The organism is Streptomyces sp. NPDC029041 (genome assembly GCF_040637515.1).
Classification (GTDB): Bacteria; Actinomycetota; Actinomycetes; order Streptomycetales; family Streptomycetaceae; genus Streptomyces.
On record NZ_JBEZWO010000001.1, the window covers coordinates 674,893 to 692,126 of the forward strand.

The window sequence follows — 17,234 nt, forward strand, 5'->3', positions numbered from 1 at the left end:
TTCCTTGCACGGGGGCCGCCCGGCCCTCGCACGTTCCCCTCGAGGAAGGAACCCCACCGTGCGAAGAACCCGCATCCTCACGGCCGTGCTGGCGCTGGCGGCCGGACTGCTGTCGGGCGCCCCCACCGCCCTGGCCGCCGATCCCCCGGCGCCGAAGCTCGCCGCCGACACGTACACCTGGAGGAACGCCCGGATCGACGGGGGCGGGTTCGTCCCCGGAATCGTCTTCAACCGCTCGGAGAAGAACCTGGCCTACGCCCGCACGGACATCGGCGGTGCGTACCGCTGGCAGGAGGCCTCCAAGACCTGGACGCCGCTGCTGGACTCGGTCGGGTGGGACGACTGGGGCCACACGGGCGTCGTCAGCATCGCGTCCGACTCCGTCGACCCGAACCGGGTGTACGCGGCGGTCGGGACGTACACGAACAGCTGGGATCCGAAGAACGGTGCGGTGATGCGCTCCTCGGACCGGGGCGCGAGCTGGCGGAAGGCCGACCTGCCGTTCAAGCTGGGCGGCAACATGCCGGGGCGGGGCATGGGCGAGCGGCTGGCGATCGACCCGAACCGGAACAGCGTGCTGTACCTGGGCGCGCCCAGCGGCAAGGGGCTGTGGCGGTCGACGGACGCGGGCGTGACCTGGTCGCAGGTGACGAACTTCCCCAACGTGGGCAACTACGTGGCGGACCCGAGCGACACGTCCGGTTATTCCAGCGACAACCAGGGCATCGTCTGGGTCACCTTCGACGAGTCCACCGGCACCGCCGGGAGCGCCACGAAGACGATCTACGTCGGGGTCGCCGACAAGGACAACGCGGTGTACCGGTCGACGGACGCGGGCGCCACCTGGCAGCGGCTGGCCGGGCAGCCCACCGGCTACCTCGCCCACAAGGGCGTCCTGGACGCGAAGAACGGTTACCTCTATCTCTCCTACAGCGACAAGGGCGGCCCGTACGACGGCGGCAAGGGCCGGCTGTGGCGGTACGCGACCGGCACGGCGACCTGGACGGACATCAGCCCGGTGGCGGAGGCGGACACCTTCTACGGCTTCAGCGGGCTGACCGTGGACCGCCGGCGGCCGGGCACGGTCATGGCGACCGCGTACAGCGCCTGGTGGCCGGACACCCAGATCTTCCGCTCCACGGACAGCGGTATGAGCTGGACCAAGGCGTGGGACTACACGTCGTACCCGAACCGTGAGAACCGCTACACGATGGACGTCTCCTCCTCACCGTGGCTGACCTGGGGCGCGAACCCGCAACCGCCCGAGCAGACGCCGAAGCTGGGATGGATGACCGAGGCTCTGGAGATCGACCCGTTCGACTCGAACCGGATGATGTACGGGACGGGCGCGACGATCTACGGCACGGAGAACCTCACGAACTGGGACAGCGGAAGCAAGTTCGCCATCAGACCGATGGTGCGTGGCCTGGAGGAGACGGCGGTCAACGACCTCGCCTCTCCCCCGTCCGGCGCCCCGCTGCTGAGCGCGCTCGGCGACATCGGCGGCTTCCGGCACACGGACCTGACGAAGGTGCCGTCGATGATGTTCACCCAGCCGAACTTCACGACGACCACGAGCCTGGACTTCGCCGAGTCGAATCCGGACACGGTGGTGCGGGCGGGCAACCTGGACTCGGGGCCGCACATCGCGTTCTCGACGGACAACGGAGCGAACTGGTTCGCCGGGACCGACCCTTCGGGCGTGAGCGGCGGCGGCACCGTCGCGTCGGCGGCCGACGGCAGCCGGTTCGTGTGGAGCCCCGAGGGTGCGGGCGTGCACCACACGACCGGCTTCGGGACGTCGTGGCGGGCGTCCACGGGGATCCCCGCCGGGGCGATCGTGGAGTCGGACCGGGCCGACCCGAAGACCTTTTACGGATTCAAGTCCGGCACGTTCTACGTCAGTACGGACGGCGGAGCGTCCTTCGTCGAGTCCCCGGCCGACGGGCTGCCGGGCGGCGACAGCGTCCGCTTCAAGGCACTGCCCGGCAAGAAGGGCGACGTCTGGCTGGCTGGCGGCGCGGCAGGCGGGGCGTACGGCTTGTGGCACTCCACGGACGGCGGAGCGAGCTTCACCAAGCTCGCGCACGTCGAGCAGGCCGACACCATCGGCTTCGGCAAGGCGGCACCCGGCGCCTCCTACCAGACCCTCTACACCAGCGCGAAGATCGGCGGAGTGCGCGGCGTCTTCCGCTCCACGGACCAGGGCGTGAGCTGGACGCGCATCAACGACGATGCGCACCAGTGGGGTTGGACGGGCGCGGCGATCACCGGCGACCCGCGCGTGTACGGCCGCGTCTACGTCTCCACGAACGGCCGCGGCGTCCTCTACGGCGACAGCTCCGGCGCCGGACCGACGGATCCGGGGCCCGGCCCCGACCCGACGCCGACCGGTGCCTGCAAGGTGACGTACAAGGTCACGAGCCAGTGGTCGGACGGTTTCCAGGCCGACGTCCAGCTCACCAACACCGGTACGAGCGCCTGGAACGGCTGGTCGCTCGGCTGGACCTTCGCCGACGGCCAGAAGCTGACGCAGGCGTGGAACGCCGAGACGGCACAGTCGGGTCCGGCGGTGACGGCGAAGAACGTCGGCTGGAACACGAACGTGGCGGCGGGGTCGTCGGTGAGCTTCGGCTTTACGGCGAACCGGTCGGGGGCGAACACGAAACCGGCGGTGTTCAAGCTGGGTGAGCAAGTCTGCACGGTCGCCTGAGCGGGCATCCGGGGGCGCGTACCGGGCACGGTACGCGCCCTCTCCACCGCCCGGACGGGAACGGCGGCGGCGGGGAGAAGACCGCCGCCTCGCCCCGCCCGGCCGTCACCGTCACCGTCACCGAGAAGGCGCGGGTGGCCGAGGAGGCGGAACCGGCCCCGACGGTGACCGTCACCAAGACGGCCACCGCCAAAGCCAAGCCCGAGCCGAAGCCCAAGGCGGCCACCGCGGACGACGCCGAGGCCGCCGGCACCGCCGCCGAGGGCACGGCGGTGTTCAAGGTGTGGGGCTCGGCCCCGTCCGGTGTCGACATCACCTACGGCAGCGACGGCACCAACCTCCAGGGCAAGGGTTTGCCGCCGGGGTCACCCGGTCCTGCAGAACGACCGCAGGCCGAACACCGGGTCGGGGCGCGGCCGGTCCTGGTCGGGGAGTTGCGCCAGCCGGGTGGCGAATCCGTCGGCGAGCGGGTGTCCCGGCGGCAGGGTGACGAACCAGCCCCGGCGCAGGTCGGCGATGGTCCGCCGGGGGCTGCGGCCCTGGCCGTGACCGGTGAAGCGGGCCTGCCCGGCCGGGACCAGGCCGTGGGCGGCGGCGCAGGCCTCGATGTCCGCCGCCGCGTCCCGGACCGGGCTGGGCGGACGGGAGGACAGCACGACATCGATGTCGCTCCCCACGTTGTGCGAGGCGGCCTTGTCGACCGTGGTGACGTAGACGCCGCCGGGGCGCAGCACCCGGGCGCACTCGCCGACGATGGTCCGCACCTCGGCGGGCCCGGCGGCCAGGTGCAGCAGCCACACGGTGCACACGGCGTCGAACTGGCCGTCCCGGAAGGGGAGCCGACGGCTGTCGGCGCGTACGACGGCCCCGGGGAGGCGGGTGGAGGCCTGCCGGGCCATGGCGGCGGCGAGATCGACGCCCGTCACCCGCATGCGATCGCGGGCGGCGGCGATCCGGCGGGTCACGATGCCGGTGCCACAGGCGGCGTCGAGCAGACTCCGGGTGTCCTGCGGCAGCAGGCTCAGCACGGCCTGCGCGGCGGCGGCCGCCCGGGGCTCGCCGCCGCGCGAGGCGTCGTAGCGCTCCGCTTCCTTGTCGTAGTCGAGCACCGGGTCAGTGTGCCCCGTGCCCCGGGGCCAGGTCCTCCACCCTGCGGGCGAGCTCGAAGTCCTTCTCGGTGACGGCGCCGCCCGCGCTGTGCGTGTGCACGGCCAGGGAGACGGTGTCGTAGCCGAGCGTCAGGTCGGAGTGGTGGTTCAGTTCCTCCTGGACCTGGGCGATGTGCACGACCATCGCCGTCGCCGCGAAGTGCGAGCCGAGCCGGTAGGAGCGGAAGAGGCGGTCCCTGTCGAGCGACCAGCCCGGCAGCTCCGCCAGCCGGTCCTCGACCTCCTTCTGCGACAGCGGTTCGACGGGCATGGGCTGCGCTCCTTCCCGGGCTGCGGTGTCGTCGGTGTCCTCTCAGCCTGCCACAGCGGGGCGGTCCGGGCCCTGGTCACCAGGGGGCGTCTGTCCGGTGCGACCTGTTCTCGACTACGGTCCCGGCATGACCACTCACCCGTCCACCGCCGAGCAGGGCGTGGGCCCGCTGCTGCGGGCCTGGCGGGAGCAGCGGCGGGTCAGCCAGCTGGAGCTGGCCCTGCGCGCGGACTCCTCGGCCCGGCACATCAGCTTCGTCGAGACGGGCCGCTCCCGGCCCAGTGAGGAGATGGTGCTGCGGCTGGCCGAGCATCTGGACGTGCCCGTGCGGGAGCGCAACGCGCTGCTGCTGGCGGCCGGTTACGCCCCCCGCTACCCGGAGACCCCGCTGGACGACCCGGCGCTGGGCGCGCTGCGAGCCGGCATCGAACGGCTGATCAGCGGCTACGAGCCGTATCCGGCGCTGGTGGTGGACGCGCTGTACAACGTGGTGGCCGCCAACCGGGGGGTCATGACGCTGGTCGACGGAGTCTGCGAGTCGCTGCTCGAACCCCCGCTGAACGCGATGCGGCTCGCCCTGCACCCGCGGGGCCTCGCGCCCCGCATCCGCAATCTGCGCGCCTGGCGCGGGCATCTGCTGGAGCAGATGGAGCGGCAGATCGCGCTGCACCGCTCGGAGCCGCTGCGGGCGCTGTACGAGGAGGTGGCGGCGTATCCGGCGCCCGAGGCGGATCCGGTGGACGAGCCGTCGGAGCCGGTTCCGTACTTCGCGCTGCCACTGCGGATCGAGCACGAGGGACGGACGCTGTCGTTCATCTCGTCGATCTCCACGTTCAACACGCCGATGGACGTGACGGTCGCCGAGCTGGCCATCGAGACGCTGCTCCCGGCCGACCCGGCGACGGTCAAGTACCTTCAGGCGACCGTGTCCTGACGGATTTTCAGAGCCATGTGCTGGAGGACGGCGAAACCGGCCACGGCCAGGGCCTGGAGCACGGTCCACACGGCGCCCGCCGTGCTCGGTGTGAGCCACAGCGCCAGGGCGGCGAGGCTCACCGCCGCCCAGGCGAGGTTGGCCTCGACGACGGCCCGCACCCCGAGTGCCGGCGGCTGCCTGCGCGCGGCCAGCAGGCCCACGGCCGCCGCGTAGCCGGCGAGGAACGCCCCCACGGCGAGGAGCAGCGCGGCGTCGGCCCCGAGGAACCGTCCGAGCGGGCCGGAGAAGGCCAGGTAGGCGAGCGCGTTGGCGCCGGTCACGGCGGCGTCCAGGGCGAGGAAGCGGCGCAGCACCGAGTGCGGCTCCGAGGTCCGGGCGAGTGCGGCGAGCTGGATCGCGGACATGGGGAATCACCCTCCGTCGGGTCGTGGTGCGGCGACTGGGTCCGGTTCCCGGGCCGGAGTGCGCCGGCCCGGGAACCGGTACGTCCACGATCCCTTTCGGGTGGCGTCCGGTCGATTACCCGCCGGGTAATGCCCGCGCCGCCCCTCCGCTTCCGGCGATCTTCTCGCTCCCGGACCTGTCGTGCCGGCGACCGACCGTGACAGACTGATCGCAGGCTTGGGCACGTTGGGGAGGCGTGGCGTGAGTGAACGGCGGGCCGCACCCACCGTGGGCCAGGTGGTCCTGGGCAAGCGGTTGCAGGAGCTGCGGGAGGCCGCGGGCCTCGGTCGTGACGAGGCCGCGAAGGTGCTGCGGGTCGCCCCGGCGACGGTCCGGCGGATGGAGACCGCCGACGTCGCGCTGAAGATCCCGTACGTGCAGATCCTGCTGACGGCGTACGGGGTGGCCGAGGACGAGATCACCGCCTTCGTCGACCTCGCGGAGGAGGCGAACCGGCCGGGCTGGTGGCAGCGGTTCCACGACGTGCTGCCGGAGTGGTTCAGCCTGTACGTGAGCCTGGAGGGCGCGGCCCGGATCATCCGGTCGTACGAGCCGCACTTCGTGCCGGGGCTGCTGCAGACCGAGGGGTACGCGCGGGCCGTCCTGCAGACCGGCACCATCGCCAACGCCGGGCCGGACGCCGTGGACCGGCATGTGTCGCTGCGCATGGAGCGGCAGCGGCTCCTGGACCGCCCGAACCCGCCGCACCTGTGGGTCATCATGGACGAGACCGTGCTGCGCCGCCCGGTGAGCGCGGACGGCCGGGTGATGCGCGACCAGCTGGACAAGCTGCTGGAGTACGCCGGGCGCGACCGGGTCACCCTCCAGATCGCCGAGTTCGCGGACGGTCCCCATCCGGGCACGTACGCGCCGTTCTCGCTGTTCCGCTTCGCCGAGCCCGAGCTGCCCGACATGGTCTTCACCGAGTATCTGACCGGTGCGCTGTACCTGGACTCCCGCAAGGAGGTCTCCGCGCATCTGGAGGTGCTGGACCACATGACGGCCCGGGCCGGCTCCGCTCAGCGCACGGAGGAACTGCTGCGGGAGTACCGCGAGCGCTACTGAGCCGCTCGGCTCCCGCCCGACGTCAGGGGACGGGTCCTGACCCGTACGGGCGCCGTCGGCAGGTGCGCCTCACGGCCCGCCCCTAGCGTCGGGAGGACGGGGCGGGCAGGCAAGCGCTCGCGGAGGAGGTCCGATGCCCGGATTCGAGGTGCTGTACCAGGCGGCCGCACTGTGCCTGATGTACCCCGACGACGACTTCCGCACCCGGCTGCCGCTGTTGCGCGAAGCCGCCCCGCAGTTGCGGGCGTTCGCCGACCACGCGGCGCTCACCCCGCCGATGGAACTGGCCGCCCACTACGTCGAGGTCTTCGAGGCCGGGCAGGACCACAGCCTGTATCTGAGCGTCTGGCGCGAGGACGCCCCGGCGCCGTCGGAGGAGCTGTACCGCGCGCACGGCCTGGAGACCACCGGCGAGGAGCCGCCGGACTTCCTGCCGGCGGTCCTGGAGTGCGCGGCCCGCACCGGCGACACCGAGCTGCTTGCGGAGCACCGGGACGGCCTGGAACGGCTCCGGTCCAGGCTCACCGACTTCGGCACGCCGTACGCGACGGTCCTGGACGCGGTGTGCGCGACGCTGCCGCCGGTGGCCATGGGGCGCTAGAGGGCCGTCGCCCGCGGCTTTTCGGCCCTCGAGCGGTGCCGCCCGGGTCGCCGTTCCGCCAGGGGCACTCCCCACCAGCGGTTCAGCCTTGGGCCGCGCCCCCCTTCTCGTCGCGGTCGTGCTTCTCCTCGTCCACGATCTCCGCGTCGACCACGCCCTCCTCGTCGCGCGAGGTGCCGGAGGGTTCCTCGGCGGGGGCCTGCTGGGCCTGGGCGTACATGGCCTGGCCCATCTTCTGGCTGACGGAGGCGAGTTGCTCGACGGCGGCACGCAGGGCGGCGGTGTCCGCCTGTTGTTCCAGGCGCTCCTTCACCCCGGTGACGGCCGACTCGACCTCCGACTTCGTGCCGTCCGGGACCCGGTCGCCGTTCTCGCGGAGGAAGTTCTCGGTCTGGTAGACGAGTTGCTCGGCCTGGTTGCGGGTCTCGGCGGCCTCACGGCGCTCCCGGTCCTCCTCGGCGTACTGCTCGGCCTCGCGCATCATGCGGTCGATGTCGTCCTTGGGCAGGGCCGAGCCGCCGGTGACGGTCATCTTCTGCTCGCGGCCGGTCGCCATGTCCTTGGCGGAGACGTGCATGATGCCGTTGGCGTCGATGTCGAACGCCACCTCGATCTGCGGTACCCCGCGCGGCGCCGGCGGCAGGCCCGTCAGGTCGAAGACACCGAGCTTCTTGTTGTACGCCGCGATCTCCCGTTCGCCCTGGTAGACCTGGATGCCGACCGAGGGCTGGTTGTCGGCGGCCGTCGTGAAGATCTCCGAACGCCGGGTCGGGATGGTCGTGTTGCGCTCGATGAGCTTGGTCATGATGCCGCCCTTGGTCTCGATGCCCAGGGACAGCGGGGTGACGTCGAGCAGCAGCACGTCCTTGACGTCGCCGCGGATGACGCCCGCCTGGAGCGCCGCCCCCACGGCCACGACCTCGTCGGGGTTGACGCCCTTGTGCGGGTCCTTCCCGGTCAGTTCCTTGACCAGGTCGGTCACCGCGGGCATCCGGGTCGAGCCGCCGACGAGGATCACGTGGTCGATCGCCGAGAGCTTCACCCCGGCGTCCTTGACCGCCTGGTGGAACGGGGCCTTGCAGCGGTCGAGCAGATCGGCGGTGAGCTCCTGGAACTGGGCCCGGGTCAGCTTCTCGTCGAGATGCAGGGGCCCCTCGGCGGAGGCCGTGATGTAGGGCAGGTTGATCGTCGTCTCGGTCGAGCTGGACAGTTCGATCTTGGCCCGCTCGGCGCCCTCGCGCAGCCGCTGCACCGCCATCTTGTCGCCCGCGAGGTCGACGCCGTTCTGGCCCTTGAAGCGCTTGATCAGGTACTCGACGATCCGCTGGTCCCAGTCGTCGCCGCCGAGATGCGTGTCACCGTTGGTGGCCTTCACCTCGATGACGCCCTCGCCCATCTCCAGCAGCGACACGTCGAAGGTGCCGCCGCCGAGGTCGAAGACGAGGACCGTCTGGTCGTTCTCCTTGTCCAGGCCGTAGGCGAGGGCCGCGGCCGTCGGCTCGTTGATGATGCGCAGCACCTTCAGGCCCGCGATCTCACCGGCCTCCTTGGTGGCCTGCCGCTGGGTGTCGTCGAAGTAGGCGGGGACGGTGATCACGGCGTCGGTGACGTCCTCGCCGAGGTAGGACTCCGCGTCCCGCTTGAGCTTCTGCAGCACCCGCGCGGACAGCTCCTGCGCCCGGTAGCGGGTGCCGTCCACATCGCCCTCGGCGGGGAAGCGCCAGTGCGCGTCGCCCATGTGCCGCTTCACCGAGCGGGCGGTGCGCTCCACGTTCGTCACGGCCTGCCGTTTGGCCACCTCTCCGACCAGCACCTCGCCGTTCTTGGCGAACGCCACGACCGAGGGTGTGGTGCGCGCCCCCTCCGCGTTGGCGATGACGGTGGACTCGCCGCCTTCCAGTACGGCGACCACCGAGTTCGTGGTTCCGAGGTCGACTCCGACCGCTCGTCCCATCGCTGTCCCCTTCCGCCAGGGCGACGACTCTCCACACACTCCAGCACAAAACTTGAGTGCGCTGTTGTCAATGCCGCGATGGGGTGATCGGGCCGCGCAGCGTCACGGCCCGCCGGGGCCGGTCGGTGACGAGCACGTCGACGCGCGGGTGAGCGAGGAAGGCCCGCATGAGGGTGTCGTCGTTGACGGTCCAGACCATGGTGAACAGGCCGTGCCGGGTCGCCTCGCGCAGCACGTTGGTCCTGGCGAGCCGCTGGTGCACGGCGACGCCGTGCGCCCCGCAGGCCCGGATGCGGCGGGCCGGGAACAGCTCGCTCAGCCGGGTGCCGGGCAGCCGCGACAGGGCGAGTTCCCGGCGGTCCCGCCCCAGGGACAGGGCGGTTCGCACGCCGGGGAAGCCCTGGGTGACGGCGGCGACGGAACGGTCCTGCAGCGTGGTCACGACGAGCCCGTCCACGCCGAGCAGGGCGACCGCCCGGTCCATCACCTCCTGCTCGTAGCCGGCCTCCTTGAGGTCGAGGTGGGCCACGAGTCTTCCCGCGATCAGCGCCATGACGTCGTCCACCACGGGCACGGCGTATCCGGCCCGCTCGCACAGCTCGGCGTACGTGAGCGCGGACAGCGGCGGCCCGGCGGGGCCGACCCGGGGGTCGTGGTGGACGACGAGGACTCCGTCCCCGGTGCGGCGGACGTCGAACTCGGCGTACTCCGCACCGGACGCGATGGCGTCCTCGTACGCCCCCCAGGTGGCGGGACCGGCTCGCTCGCTGCCGCCCCGGTGGGCGCAGACGGCGGGGTGTGGCGTCATGGTCGTCGTTTCGACGTCGCGCGGGCCGCCCCGGTGGGCGGGCCCGCGCGGCGGGGATGCGACAGCTCAGGCGAGCTTGGCGGTCAGCGTGATGGGCGTCGCCTTGAGGGCCTGGCTGACCGGGCAGCCGACCTTGGCCTCGTCGGCGGCGGCCTGGAAGGCCGCCTCGTCGATGCCGGGGACGGTGCCCTCGACGGTGAGGTGGATGCCGGTGATGCCCTCACCGGGCTGGAAGGAGACGTCGGCCGAGGTGATGAGCTTGGTGGGCGGCGTCCCGGCCTTGTTGAGGATGTTGGAGAAGGCCATGGAGAAGCAGCTGGAGTGGGCGGCCGCGATCAGCTCCTCGGGGCTGGTCCTGCCGTTCGCCTCCTGGGCGCGCGAGGCCCACGTGACCGGCTGCTCGCCGATGGCACCGGAGGAGTCGAAGGTGACGACACCGCTGCCCTCGAGCAGGTTGCCTTCCCAGACGGTGTGTGCGGAGCGCGTGGTAGCCACGAGTTCTTCCTTTCGCGTGCGGACTCGCGTGCGGGCCCGTCGCCGGGCCCCGTGTCCCCCATCCGATCACACTACGGCTCAACTCACGCGGAGGACCTGCCCTCTGGGGGTGTGCGTGCGGCCAGGGGTGCGCTGCCGGACGTCAGGCGGCGTGCTCCTCCTCGGTGGCCTCCAGCGGCACCTGCGGTCCGTTCGCCTCGCGCAGCCAGCGCCGCAGGACCCGGTGCACGTGCTCGGCGCCGACGAGTTCCTCGCCCTCGCCGACCGGTGCGGAGACGCCGAGCGGGGACATCAGGAAGGGTCTGCCCTGGGCGCCGCCGAGGCCGCCGTGGGAGCCGATCTGCTCCTCGAAGGCGAGGACTTCGCCGTCGGCCGGGTCGTGGAAGGAATTGACCATGATGTCGGCGGTGTGCGGGAAGGAGTGCGTGCGGCGTATCGCGTCGGCCGCGCCCGGACCGAAGGGGGCGAGCGGCCCCGGGTCGTCGTCGAGGGCGGCCAGCGGGATCTCGGCGCCGTACGCGCCGAGGACGACACCGCCGTGCTCCTCGCTGCGGACCAGCAGGAAGCCGATGCCGGGGTGGTTGGCGAGGGTCGGCAGCAGCGCGGGGTGGCGGGCGTCGATCTCCTCCTTGCTCATCCGGTGCGGGACGTCCGGGAAGGAGACCAGGCCGAGGTTGCCGGAGGCCAGCACGATCGGCTCGGAGTCACGGGCGGGCCGGTGCTGCTCGCCGGTCTCCGCGACGGGGAAGCGCAGCGCGGCGCGCACGGCGGCGCGGGCCTCCGCGCCGCTGCGGGTGCGCTCGGCCTTGCGCGGTACGGGCATGCCGCAGCCGGCCCGCACCAGGTCGCCGAGCGTGAGGCCGTAGCGGGAGCGGAAGGTCTCGCCCGGGCTCTGGCCGTGGTCGGACAGCACGACGATCCGGTACGGGCGCGGGGCGTGCTCGGCCACGTTCTCGATCAGGGCGAGCGAGCGGTCGAGGCGTTCGAGGACCTTCTGCGCGTCCCGGCTCGCCGGGCCGGAGTGGTGGGCGACCTCGTCGTAGGCCACCAGGTCGGCGAAGACGGCCGTGCGGCCGACGAGCATGTCGCCGGTCACGGCGGCCACGACGACGTCCCGCTCGACGACCGTCGCGAAGGCCCGGACGAGGGGGTAGAGGCCGCCGCGGGAGACGCGCGGGCGTTGCTTGCGCAGGCTCGCGCGGGTGGACTGGCCGATCTCGCGGCCCACCTCGGCGATGAAGGACAGCGCCGTGCGCACGGCGTTGGCCGGGTCGGAGAAGTAGGCGAAGTAGCCCGCGCGGGAACGGTTCTCCCGGCTGCGGCGGCGGGCCGCTATGGACAGCACGAGGGCCTGCTGTTCGGCACCGCCGCTGAACAGGTTGCCGCGGCTGGCACCGTCGACGGCGAGCAGCCCGCCGTGCCCCGCGTGCTCGACGGCGCGGCGCTGGAGTTCGGCGGCGCTGGTCGGACGGTTGCAGACGACCACCTCCCGGGTGTCCTTCTCGTACCAGCGGAAGGCGGGGACGTCGTGGTTGCTGCCGTGCAGGATGCCGAGCTGGCTGGCGCCGGTCTGGCTGGACCAGTCGGTGCGCCAGGGGGTGAGCCGGTGGGTGGGGCGGCCGCCGTCGCCGATGTCGAGCCAGCGGGCGACGGTGGGCATCAGGCCCCTGCCGACGGCGTCGAGCAGGGTGTCGTGGCCGACGCCGTCGAGCTGCACGAAGACCGTGCCGGGGCCGGCCGGTGCGGGCGGTCCGGACCGGCGGCGGCGGTCGGAGAGGCGGTAGAGCCTGCGGCGGTAGGCGTCGTCGTCCCGCACGGCCAGGGCCGCGCCGGTCGCGGACGCCACCGCGGACATCACGGCGGCGACCACGACGGCGGTCTCCGGCGCCGCGGCACCGCGCTCGGCCGGGTTCAGGTGCAGGGCGAGCAGCAGCAGGGCGCCGTTGAGGAAGAAGACCAGCAGTCCCAGCACCAGTGCCGGTACGAGCAGCAGCAGCCGGACGAGCAGCGGCCACACCAGGGCCGACAGCAGACCGAAGGCACCGGCCCCGAAGGCCGCCGTGACGGCTATGTCCGTCGCGCTGTCGCCGTTCTCCGCGCGGAGCCGGAAGTCGGGGAGGATCCCGGCGAGTACGAGCATGGTGACGGTGGAAACCGCCCACACGGCGACGCTCCGCCCCACCTGACTGGCGGCCCGCCGCCATCGCACGCCCCGCACGCCCAGCCACCTCACGTCCATGGCCCGCAGCCGCGGCGAGCCCTCCCCCACAGTGTCTCAACGTCCGGCCGGGCGGTTTCGTCCCCGGGCCGCACACCGGTGAGGGGACGGCGTCAGCGCCCGTCGTAGCCGGCCGTCGGCATCGACAGCCGCCGGTGCACGCACGCCTTCATCGCCGCGTCGTACGCAGGCTCCGCATGCCCCACCGTCTCCACCCGTACACCGCGCCGGGCGCATTCGGCGGTGAACTCCTCGACGGAGGCGAGCGCGCTCTCCAGGACCCGCCGGCTGGGCGCCACGAAGAGGTCGAGGCCGGGCCGGACGCCGTCCCACAGGGCGCCGTGGTCGGGCCGCAGCCCCCGGACCAATAACTCCCGGCTGATCACGTAGCCCCGCTCGGCGGCCCAGCGGGCGCACATGGCGTGCTGACTGCGGGAGTCGACGAGGAACGGATCGTCGTCCAGTTCCTCCAGCGGCGTCAGACTCGCGATCGCCGTGACCCGCACCGGCACCATGGCGTCCCCCCTCACCTCCGGTTTCGCCGCCGACCCTACTCCTGCACGTAGGCTTCGGGGGAGTCGCGCGAAGGAGGCAAAGAAGTGCCGGTGGAGATCACCTGGTGGGGTCACGCCACTTGCACCGTCGAGGATTCGAACGTGCGCGTGCTCACGGATCCCCTGTTCGCACGCCGGCTCGCACACCTGCGGCGCCGGCGCGGCGCGCTGCCGCCCCCGGGCGCCCCGCACGCGGACGTGGCGCTGGTGTCGCATCTGCACGCCGACCACCTGCACGTGCCGTCGCTGATGCGGCTCGCCGAGGGCACGCGCCTGCTCGTGCCCCGGGGTGCGCGCCGGGCTGTGCCGGGTCTGCGCCGGCTCACGCACCTGCGGGTGCGCGAGGTGGCGCCAGGCGACGAGACGCCGGTCGGCGACATCGTCGTACGGGCCGTGCCCGCGCGGCACGACGGGCGGCGGCTCCCGTTCGGGCCGCACCGTTCCCCCGCGCTCGGCTATGTCATATCCGGCGAGGCCCGGACCTACTTCGCCGGGGACACGGGCCTGTTCGACGACATGGCCAAGGAGGTCGGGCCGGTCGAGGTGGCGTTGCTGCCGGTGGGCGGCTGGGGACCGTACCTGGGCGAGGGGCACCTGGACGCGGGCCGGGCGGCGCAGGCGCTGGCGCGGCTGGCGCCGCGCAGTGCGGTGCCGGTGCACTACGGCACGTACTGGCCGATCGGCATGGACGCCGTGCGCCCCCACGAGTTCCACGCGCCCGGGGACGAGTTCGTCCGGCTCGCGGCCCGGCACGCGCCCGCGGTTTCGGTGCACCGGCTCGGGCACGGGGAGAGCGTGCGCCTGGAGGCCGCGCGGTGAACTGGTCCGCGCCTGCCGCGCTCACGCCCCTGCTCGCGGCATCGGCCGTCACCCCGGCGTCCGTGGTGCCGGCGTCCACGCAGCAGGCGATCGGCTATCCGACGCTCTTCGTGCTGGTGCTGGCCGGGGCGCTGGTGCCGGTGATTCCGACCGGCGCGCTGGTGAGTTCGGCGGCGGTGGTCGCCGTGCACCGGACGGCGCCGTTCTCGCTGGCGATGGTGTTCGTGACGGCGTCGCTGGCGGCGTTCCTGGGTGATGCGGCGCTGTACTGGCTGGGGCGGCGCGGACTGAAGTCGAAGAACGGGTCGCGGTGGCTGGAGGCGATCCGGTCGCGGGCGCCGGAGGACCGGCTGGAGCAGGCGCAGGAGAAGCTCGCCGCGCACGGGGTCGCCGTGCTGGTGTTGTCCCGGCTGGTGCCGGCCGGGCGGATTCCGGTGATGCTGGCGTGTCTGCTGGCCCAGTGGCCGATGCGGAGGTTCGCCCGGGGGAATTTCCCGGCGTGTCTGGCGTGGACCGTGACGTATCAGTTGATCGGGATTCTCGGGGGGTCGCTGTTCGACGAGCCGTGGCAGGGCGTGCTGGCGGCGATCGCGCTGACCGTGCTGGTCAGTGCGGTGCCGGCGGTGGTGCGGCGGGTCCGGTAGCGCCGTGGTGGTTCGCGGTTGTCCTCGGGGTGCGGGTGGTGCGGGGTTGATCGCGCAGTTCCCCGCGCCCCTTGGACACCTACAGCACCTTTGACGCGCCGATGGGCATGTCCCACAGGTCTTCCCGGGGCAGGCCCGCCTTCTCCCAGGCCGCCCGCACCCGCGTCAGGGGCTCCATGACCGGCTCGGCCGACAGGACGAACGTCGCCCAGTGCATGGGGGCCATCCTGGCCGCGCCCAGGTCCTGGGCCGCGAGGACCGCTTCTTCGGGGTCGCAGTGGACGTCACGGAGCCACCAGCGGGGGTCGTAGGCGCCGATGGGCAGGAGGGCCAGGTCGATTCCCGGGTAGCGGCGGCCGATGCGGGAGAACCAGTGGCCGTAGCCCGTGTCGCCGGCGAAGTAGACGCGTTGTCCGTCCCGGTCGGTGAGGACCCAACCGCCCCACAGGCTGTGGCAGGTGTCGGTGAGGCTGCGCTTGGACCAGTGGTGGGACGGGACGAAGTCGAAGCGGACGCCGTCCAGTTCGGCCGCCTCCCACCAGTCGAGCTCCGTCACGCGCGTGAAGCGGCGGCGGTGGAACCAGCGGGCGAGCCCGGCCGGGACGAACACCGGGGTGTCGCGCGGGAGTCGGCGCAGGGTGGGGGCGTCGAGGTGGTCGTAGTGGTTGTGGCTGATGACGACGGCGTCGACGCGCGGCAGGTCCTCCCAGGGGACGCCGACGGGGGTGATGCGCGCGGGCGTGCCGAGGATGCGGCGGGACCAGACCGGGTCGGTGAGGACCGTCAGTCCGCCGATGCTCAGCACCCAACTGGCGTGGCCCGCCCAGGTGACGGCGACGGTGCGGGCGTCGACACGGGGCAGCGGGGCCGGGGCGTAGGGCAGCCGGGGGATGTCGGCCAGGCCCTGCGGGTCGGGTCTCACCGCTCCCTCGCGGGCGAAGCGGGCCATGGCCTTCAACCCCGGGAGCGGCGCGGTCAGCCGGTCGTGGAAGGTGCGTGGCCACACCCGCCGCTCGGCCAGGGGCCGGGGTTCGGCCAGGGGCGGAGACGGGGGTGCGAGGGGCGAGGGGAGCACGGGCTCGTCGACTGCCCGAGGGACCGCGCCGGTGATCGACTCTGACTGCTGCGTCATCGAGGAGACTCCCATCGCTCAGCGTCGTCGCGGAGATCGTCGAAGACCGACTTCAGCTGGATCAACGCGTGGTGCACGTGCGGCAGTTCCAACGGTGTGGGTGAGGTGAGGCATTCCGCGCGTTCCGCCTCGGAACCGGCCACCAGTGCGCCGGTGGAAAGCCGCACGCGCGGGGCTTCGAGGTCGTCGCCGAAGCGGTGCCCGCCCGGCGCGGACATGCCGAGGCGTGCGGTGAGGAAGTCTTCCAGTTCCTGTGCGTCGCCGATGCCGTGCGCGGCCAGCGCGGGGCTCAGCGGGGCCAGGTCCACGTACAGGTGGCGGCCCGACCGCGGGGGCCGGGCGAGGGCGCCCGCCGCGACGACGGCGGTGTGCGCCGCGGCGGCCAGGAGCGCGTGCAGGCGCACGGCGGCCGCCACGCGCGCGGTGACGGCGTCCGGCTCCCCGAGGGCGTACCCGGCCGCCGCGGCGACGGGCGCGGCCACGCGGGCGTCGAGGGCGGTGAGCACGTCGAGGACGCGCGCGTGGAGGGCGGCCCCGTCCTCCCCGGCCGGGAAACGGGCCACGGCGGCGGGCCAGCCGGCCGGGAGCAGGGCTCCGGCCAGGTCGGTGACGACGGTGACCCGGTCGGGCATCATCTCGGCGGGACTGAGCAGCACCGTTTCGTGCGGATCGTGCAGGGTGTCGCGCCAGGTCTCGTCGCTGACCAGGTGCAGGCCCTCCCCCTGTGCGGCCTCGACGGTCTCGTGGAGCAGTTCGGGAGGGGCGACGGTCGCGGTGGGGTCGTCGGCGACGGACAGCACGAGCAGTCGTGGGTCGCCGCCCTCGGCACGGACCCGGCGCACGGTCTCCAGCAGGGCGTACGGGTCGGGAACCCCGCCGCTCTCGGGCGGGGTCGGCACATGGAAGGCGGGGCGCCCCAGCAGACGCGCGTACGGCGCCCACCAGGCGGCGCAGGGTCTCGGTACGAGGACGTCGCCGCCGAGGGCGGCGGTCAGCGCGAGCAGCAGGGCGGGCGCGCCGGGTGCGGACGCCACCCGGTCCGGGTCGCAGCGCAGTCCGCGCCGGTCCCAGTAACCGCAGGCGGCCTCGCGCAGGGTCCGGTTGCCGCCGACCGGCTCGTGGCCGCCCCGGGACGCCGCGGCGGCGAGCACCGCGGACAGCTCCGGCAGGACCGGCAGCCCGTCCTCGGGGAGCGGTGGCCCGAACCGGACGGGGCCGTGACCTTCGGGGGCCGTCCGCCGCATCCGTACCTCCGCAGTGCCAGTGCCTGGTGCCGCCGTGTCGTGCCGCCCCGGCGCGTGCGCCGTTCGCTGCCGGGTGGTCCGTACGGCGCGGCTCGTGCCCTCGGCCACCGAGTACCCCGCGTGCCGCCGCCTCATGGGCGCCGGCCGGGTCGTGAGGGTCACAGCATGAGCGGGCCCGGCCGGGGAA

The 17,234-nt window shown here is 73.0% G+C and carries 16 protein-coding genes; 6 read left to right on the top strand and 10 right to left on the bottom strand.

Annotated features, from left to right (window positions below):
* Window positions 1–58: 58 nt before the first annotated feature.
* Complete coding sequence (locus tag AB0F04_RS02895) at window positions 59–2,713, top strand: cellulose binding domain-containing protein (RefSeq protein ID WP_362037019.1); 2,655 nt, start codon at window positions 59–61, stop codon at window positions 2,711–2,713.
* A 365-nt stretch (window positions 2,714–3,078) separates the two neighbouring features.
* On the opposite strand, the gene AB0F04_RS02900 is transcribed toward AB0F04_RS02895, so the two are convergent.
* Both AB0F04_RS02900 and AB0F04_RS02905 read right to left on the bottom strand, forming a co-directional pair.
* Window positions 3,079–3,822, bottom strand: a complete 744-nt coding sequence (locus AB0F04_RS02900) for a class I SAM-dependent methyltransferase (protein ID WP_362037021.1) — start codon at window positions 3,820–3,822, stop codon at window positions 3,079–3,081.
* Window positions 3,823–3,826: 4 nt separating this feature from the next.
* Window positions 3,827–4,132: a 4a-hydroxytetrahydrobiopterin dehydratase gene (locus AB0F04_RS02905; RefSeq protein WP_362037023.1), complete on the bottom strand. Its 306-nt coding sequence runs from the start codon at window positions 4,130–4,132 to the stop codon at window positions 3,827–3,829.
* A gap of 127 nt (window positions 4,133–4,259) precedes the next feature.
* Here AB0F04_RS02905 and AB0F04_RS02910 point away from each other — a divergent pair, with 127 nt between their 5' ends.
* Window positions 4,260–5,066 (top strand): helix-turn-helix transcriptional regulator, encoded by an 807-nt coding sequence (locus AB0F04_RS02910; protein WP_362037025.1) that lies wholly within the window; start codon window positions 4,260–4,262, stop codon window positions 5,064–5,066.
* On the opposite strand, the gene AB0F04_RS02915 is transcribed toward AB0F04_RS02910, so the two are convergent.
* Window positions 5,048–5,473 (bottom strand): hypothetical protein, encoded by a 426-nt coding sequence (locus tag AB0F04_RS02915; RefSeq protein ID WP_362037027.1) that lies wholly within the window; start codon window positions 5,471–5,473, stop codon window positions 5,048–5,050. The two genes, AB0F04_RS02910 and AB0F04_RS02915, sit on opposite strands and share 19 nt — an antisense overlap.
* Window positions 5,474–5,714: 241 nt before the next feature.
* Here AB0F04_RS02915 and AB0F04_RS02920 point away from each other — a divergent pair, with 241 nt between their 5' ends.
* Together AB0F04_RS02920 and AB0F04_RS02925 are read left to right on the top strand one after the other, a co-directional pair.
* Window positions 5,715–6,578, top strand: coding sequence for a helix-turn-helix transcriptional regulator (locus AB0F04_RS02920; RefSeq protein ID WP_362037028.1), 864 nt, complete (start codon window positions 5,715–5,717; stop codon window positions 6,576–6,578).
* A 133-nt stretch (window positions 6,579–6,711) separates the two neighbouring features.
* A complete protein-coding gene (locus tag AB0F04_RS02925) occupies window positions 6,712–7,179 on the top strand; it encodes a molecular chaperone TorD family protein (RefSeq protein ID WP_362037031.1) in 468 nt (155 codons plus the stop codon).
* 82 nt (window positions 7,180–7,261) lie between these two features.
* Here the strand turns inward: AB0F04_RS02925 and dnaK are convergent, their stop codons facing one another.
* The 5 genes from dnaK to AB0F04_RS02950 all read right to left on the bottom strand — a co-directional run bounded on the left by dnaK (window position 7,262) and on the right by AB0F04_RS02950 (window position 13,169).
* Window positions 7,262–9,133: a molecular chaperone DnaK gene (dnaK, locus tag AB0F04_RS02930; RefSeq protein WP_362037033.1), complete on the bottom strand. Its 1,872-nt coding sequence runs from the start codon at window positions 9,131–9,133 to the stop codon at window positions 7,262–7,264.
* 67 nt (window positions 9,134–9,200) lie between these two features.
* Window positions 9,201–9,941 (bottom strand): glycerophosphodiester phosphodiesterase family protein, encoded by a 741-nt coding sequence (locus AB0F04_RS02935; RefSeq protein ID WP_362037035.1) that lies wholly within the window; start codon window positions 9,939–9,941, stop codon window positions 9,201–9,203.
* A gap of 66 nt (window positions 9,942–10,007) precedes the next feature.
* The gene (locus tag AB0F04_RS02940) at window positions 10,008–10,436 is read right to left on the bottom strand and encodes an OsmC family peroxiredoxin (protein ID WP_362037038.1); all 429 of its coding nucleotides are present in this window, start codon (window positions 10,434–10,436) and stop codon (window positions 10,008–10,010) included.
* A gap of 142 nt (window positions 10,437–10,578) precedes the next feature.
* Window positions 10,579–12,675, bottom strand: a complete 2,097-nt coding sequence (locus AB0F04_RS02945; protein WP_362037337.1) for a phage holin family protein — start codon at window positions 12,673–12,675, stop codon at window positions 10,579–10,581.
* 92 nt (window positions 12,676–12,767) lie between these two features.
* Entirely contained in the window at window positions 12,768–13,169 is a 402-nt protein-coding gene (locus AB0F04_RS02950; protein ID WP_355847889.1) for a hypothetical protein, read from the bottom strand.
* Between the two features lie 84 nt (window positions 13,170–13,253).
* Between AB0F04_RS02950 and AB0F04_RS02955 the strand changes: the two genes are divergently transcribed.
* Together AB0F04_RS02955 and AB0F04_RS02960 are read left to right on the top strand one after the other, a co-directional pair.
* Complete coding sequence (locus AB0F04_RS02955) at window positions 13,254–14,027, top strand: MBL fold metallo-hydrolase (protein ID WP_362037041.1); 774 nt, start codon at window positions 13,254–13,256, stop codon at window positions 14,025–14,027.
* Window positions 14,028–14,056: 29 nt separating this feature from the next.
* Window positions 14,057–14,671 (top strand): VTT domain-containing protein, encoded by a 615-nt coding sequence (locus AB0F04_RS02960; RefSeq protein WP_362037339.1) that lies wholly within the window; start codon window positions 14,057–14,059, stop codon window positions 14,669–14,671.
* 79 nt (window positions 14,672–14,750) lie between these two features.
* Here AB0F04_RS02960 and AB0F04_RS02965 read toward each other — a convergent pair whose 3' ends face one another.
* Both AB0F04_RS02965 and AB0F04_RS02970 read right to left on the bottom strand, forming a co-directional pair.
* Window positions 14,751–15,803 carry an MBL fold metallo-hydrolase gene (locus AB0F04_RS02965; protein WP_362037043.1) on the bottom strand — a complete coding sequence of 351 codons (1,053 nt, stop codon included), beginning with the start codon at window positions 15,801–15,803 and terminating at the stop codon, window positions 14,751–14,753.
* The gene (locus tag AB0F04_RS02970) at window positions 15,800–17,047 is read right to left on the bottom strand and encodes an aminotransferase class I/II-fold pyridoxal phosphate-dependent enzyme (RefSeq protein WP_362037045.1); all 1,248 of its coding nucleotides are present in this window, start codon (window positions 17,045–17,047) and stop codon (window positions 15,800–15,802) included. The genes AB0F04_RS02965 and AB0F04_RS02970 overlap by 4 nt, the downstream gene beginning before the upstream one ends.
* Window positions 17,048–17,234 lie beyond the last annotated feature (187 nt).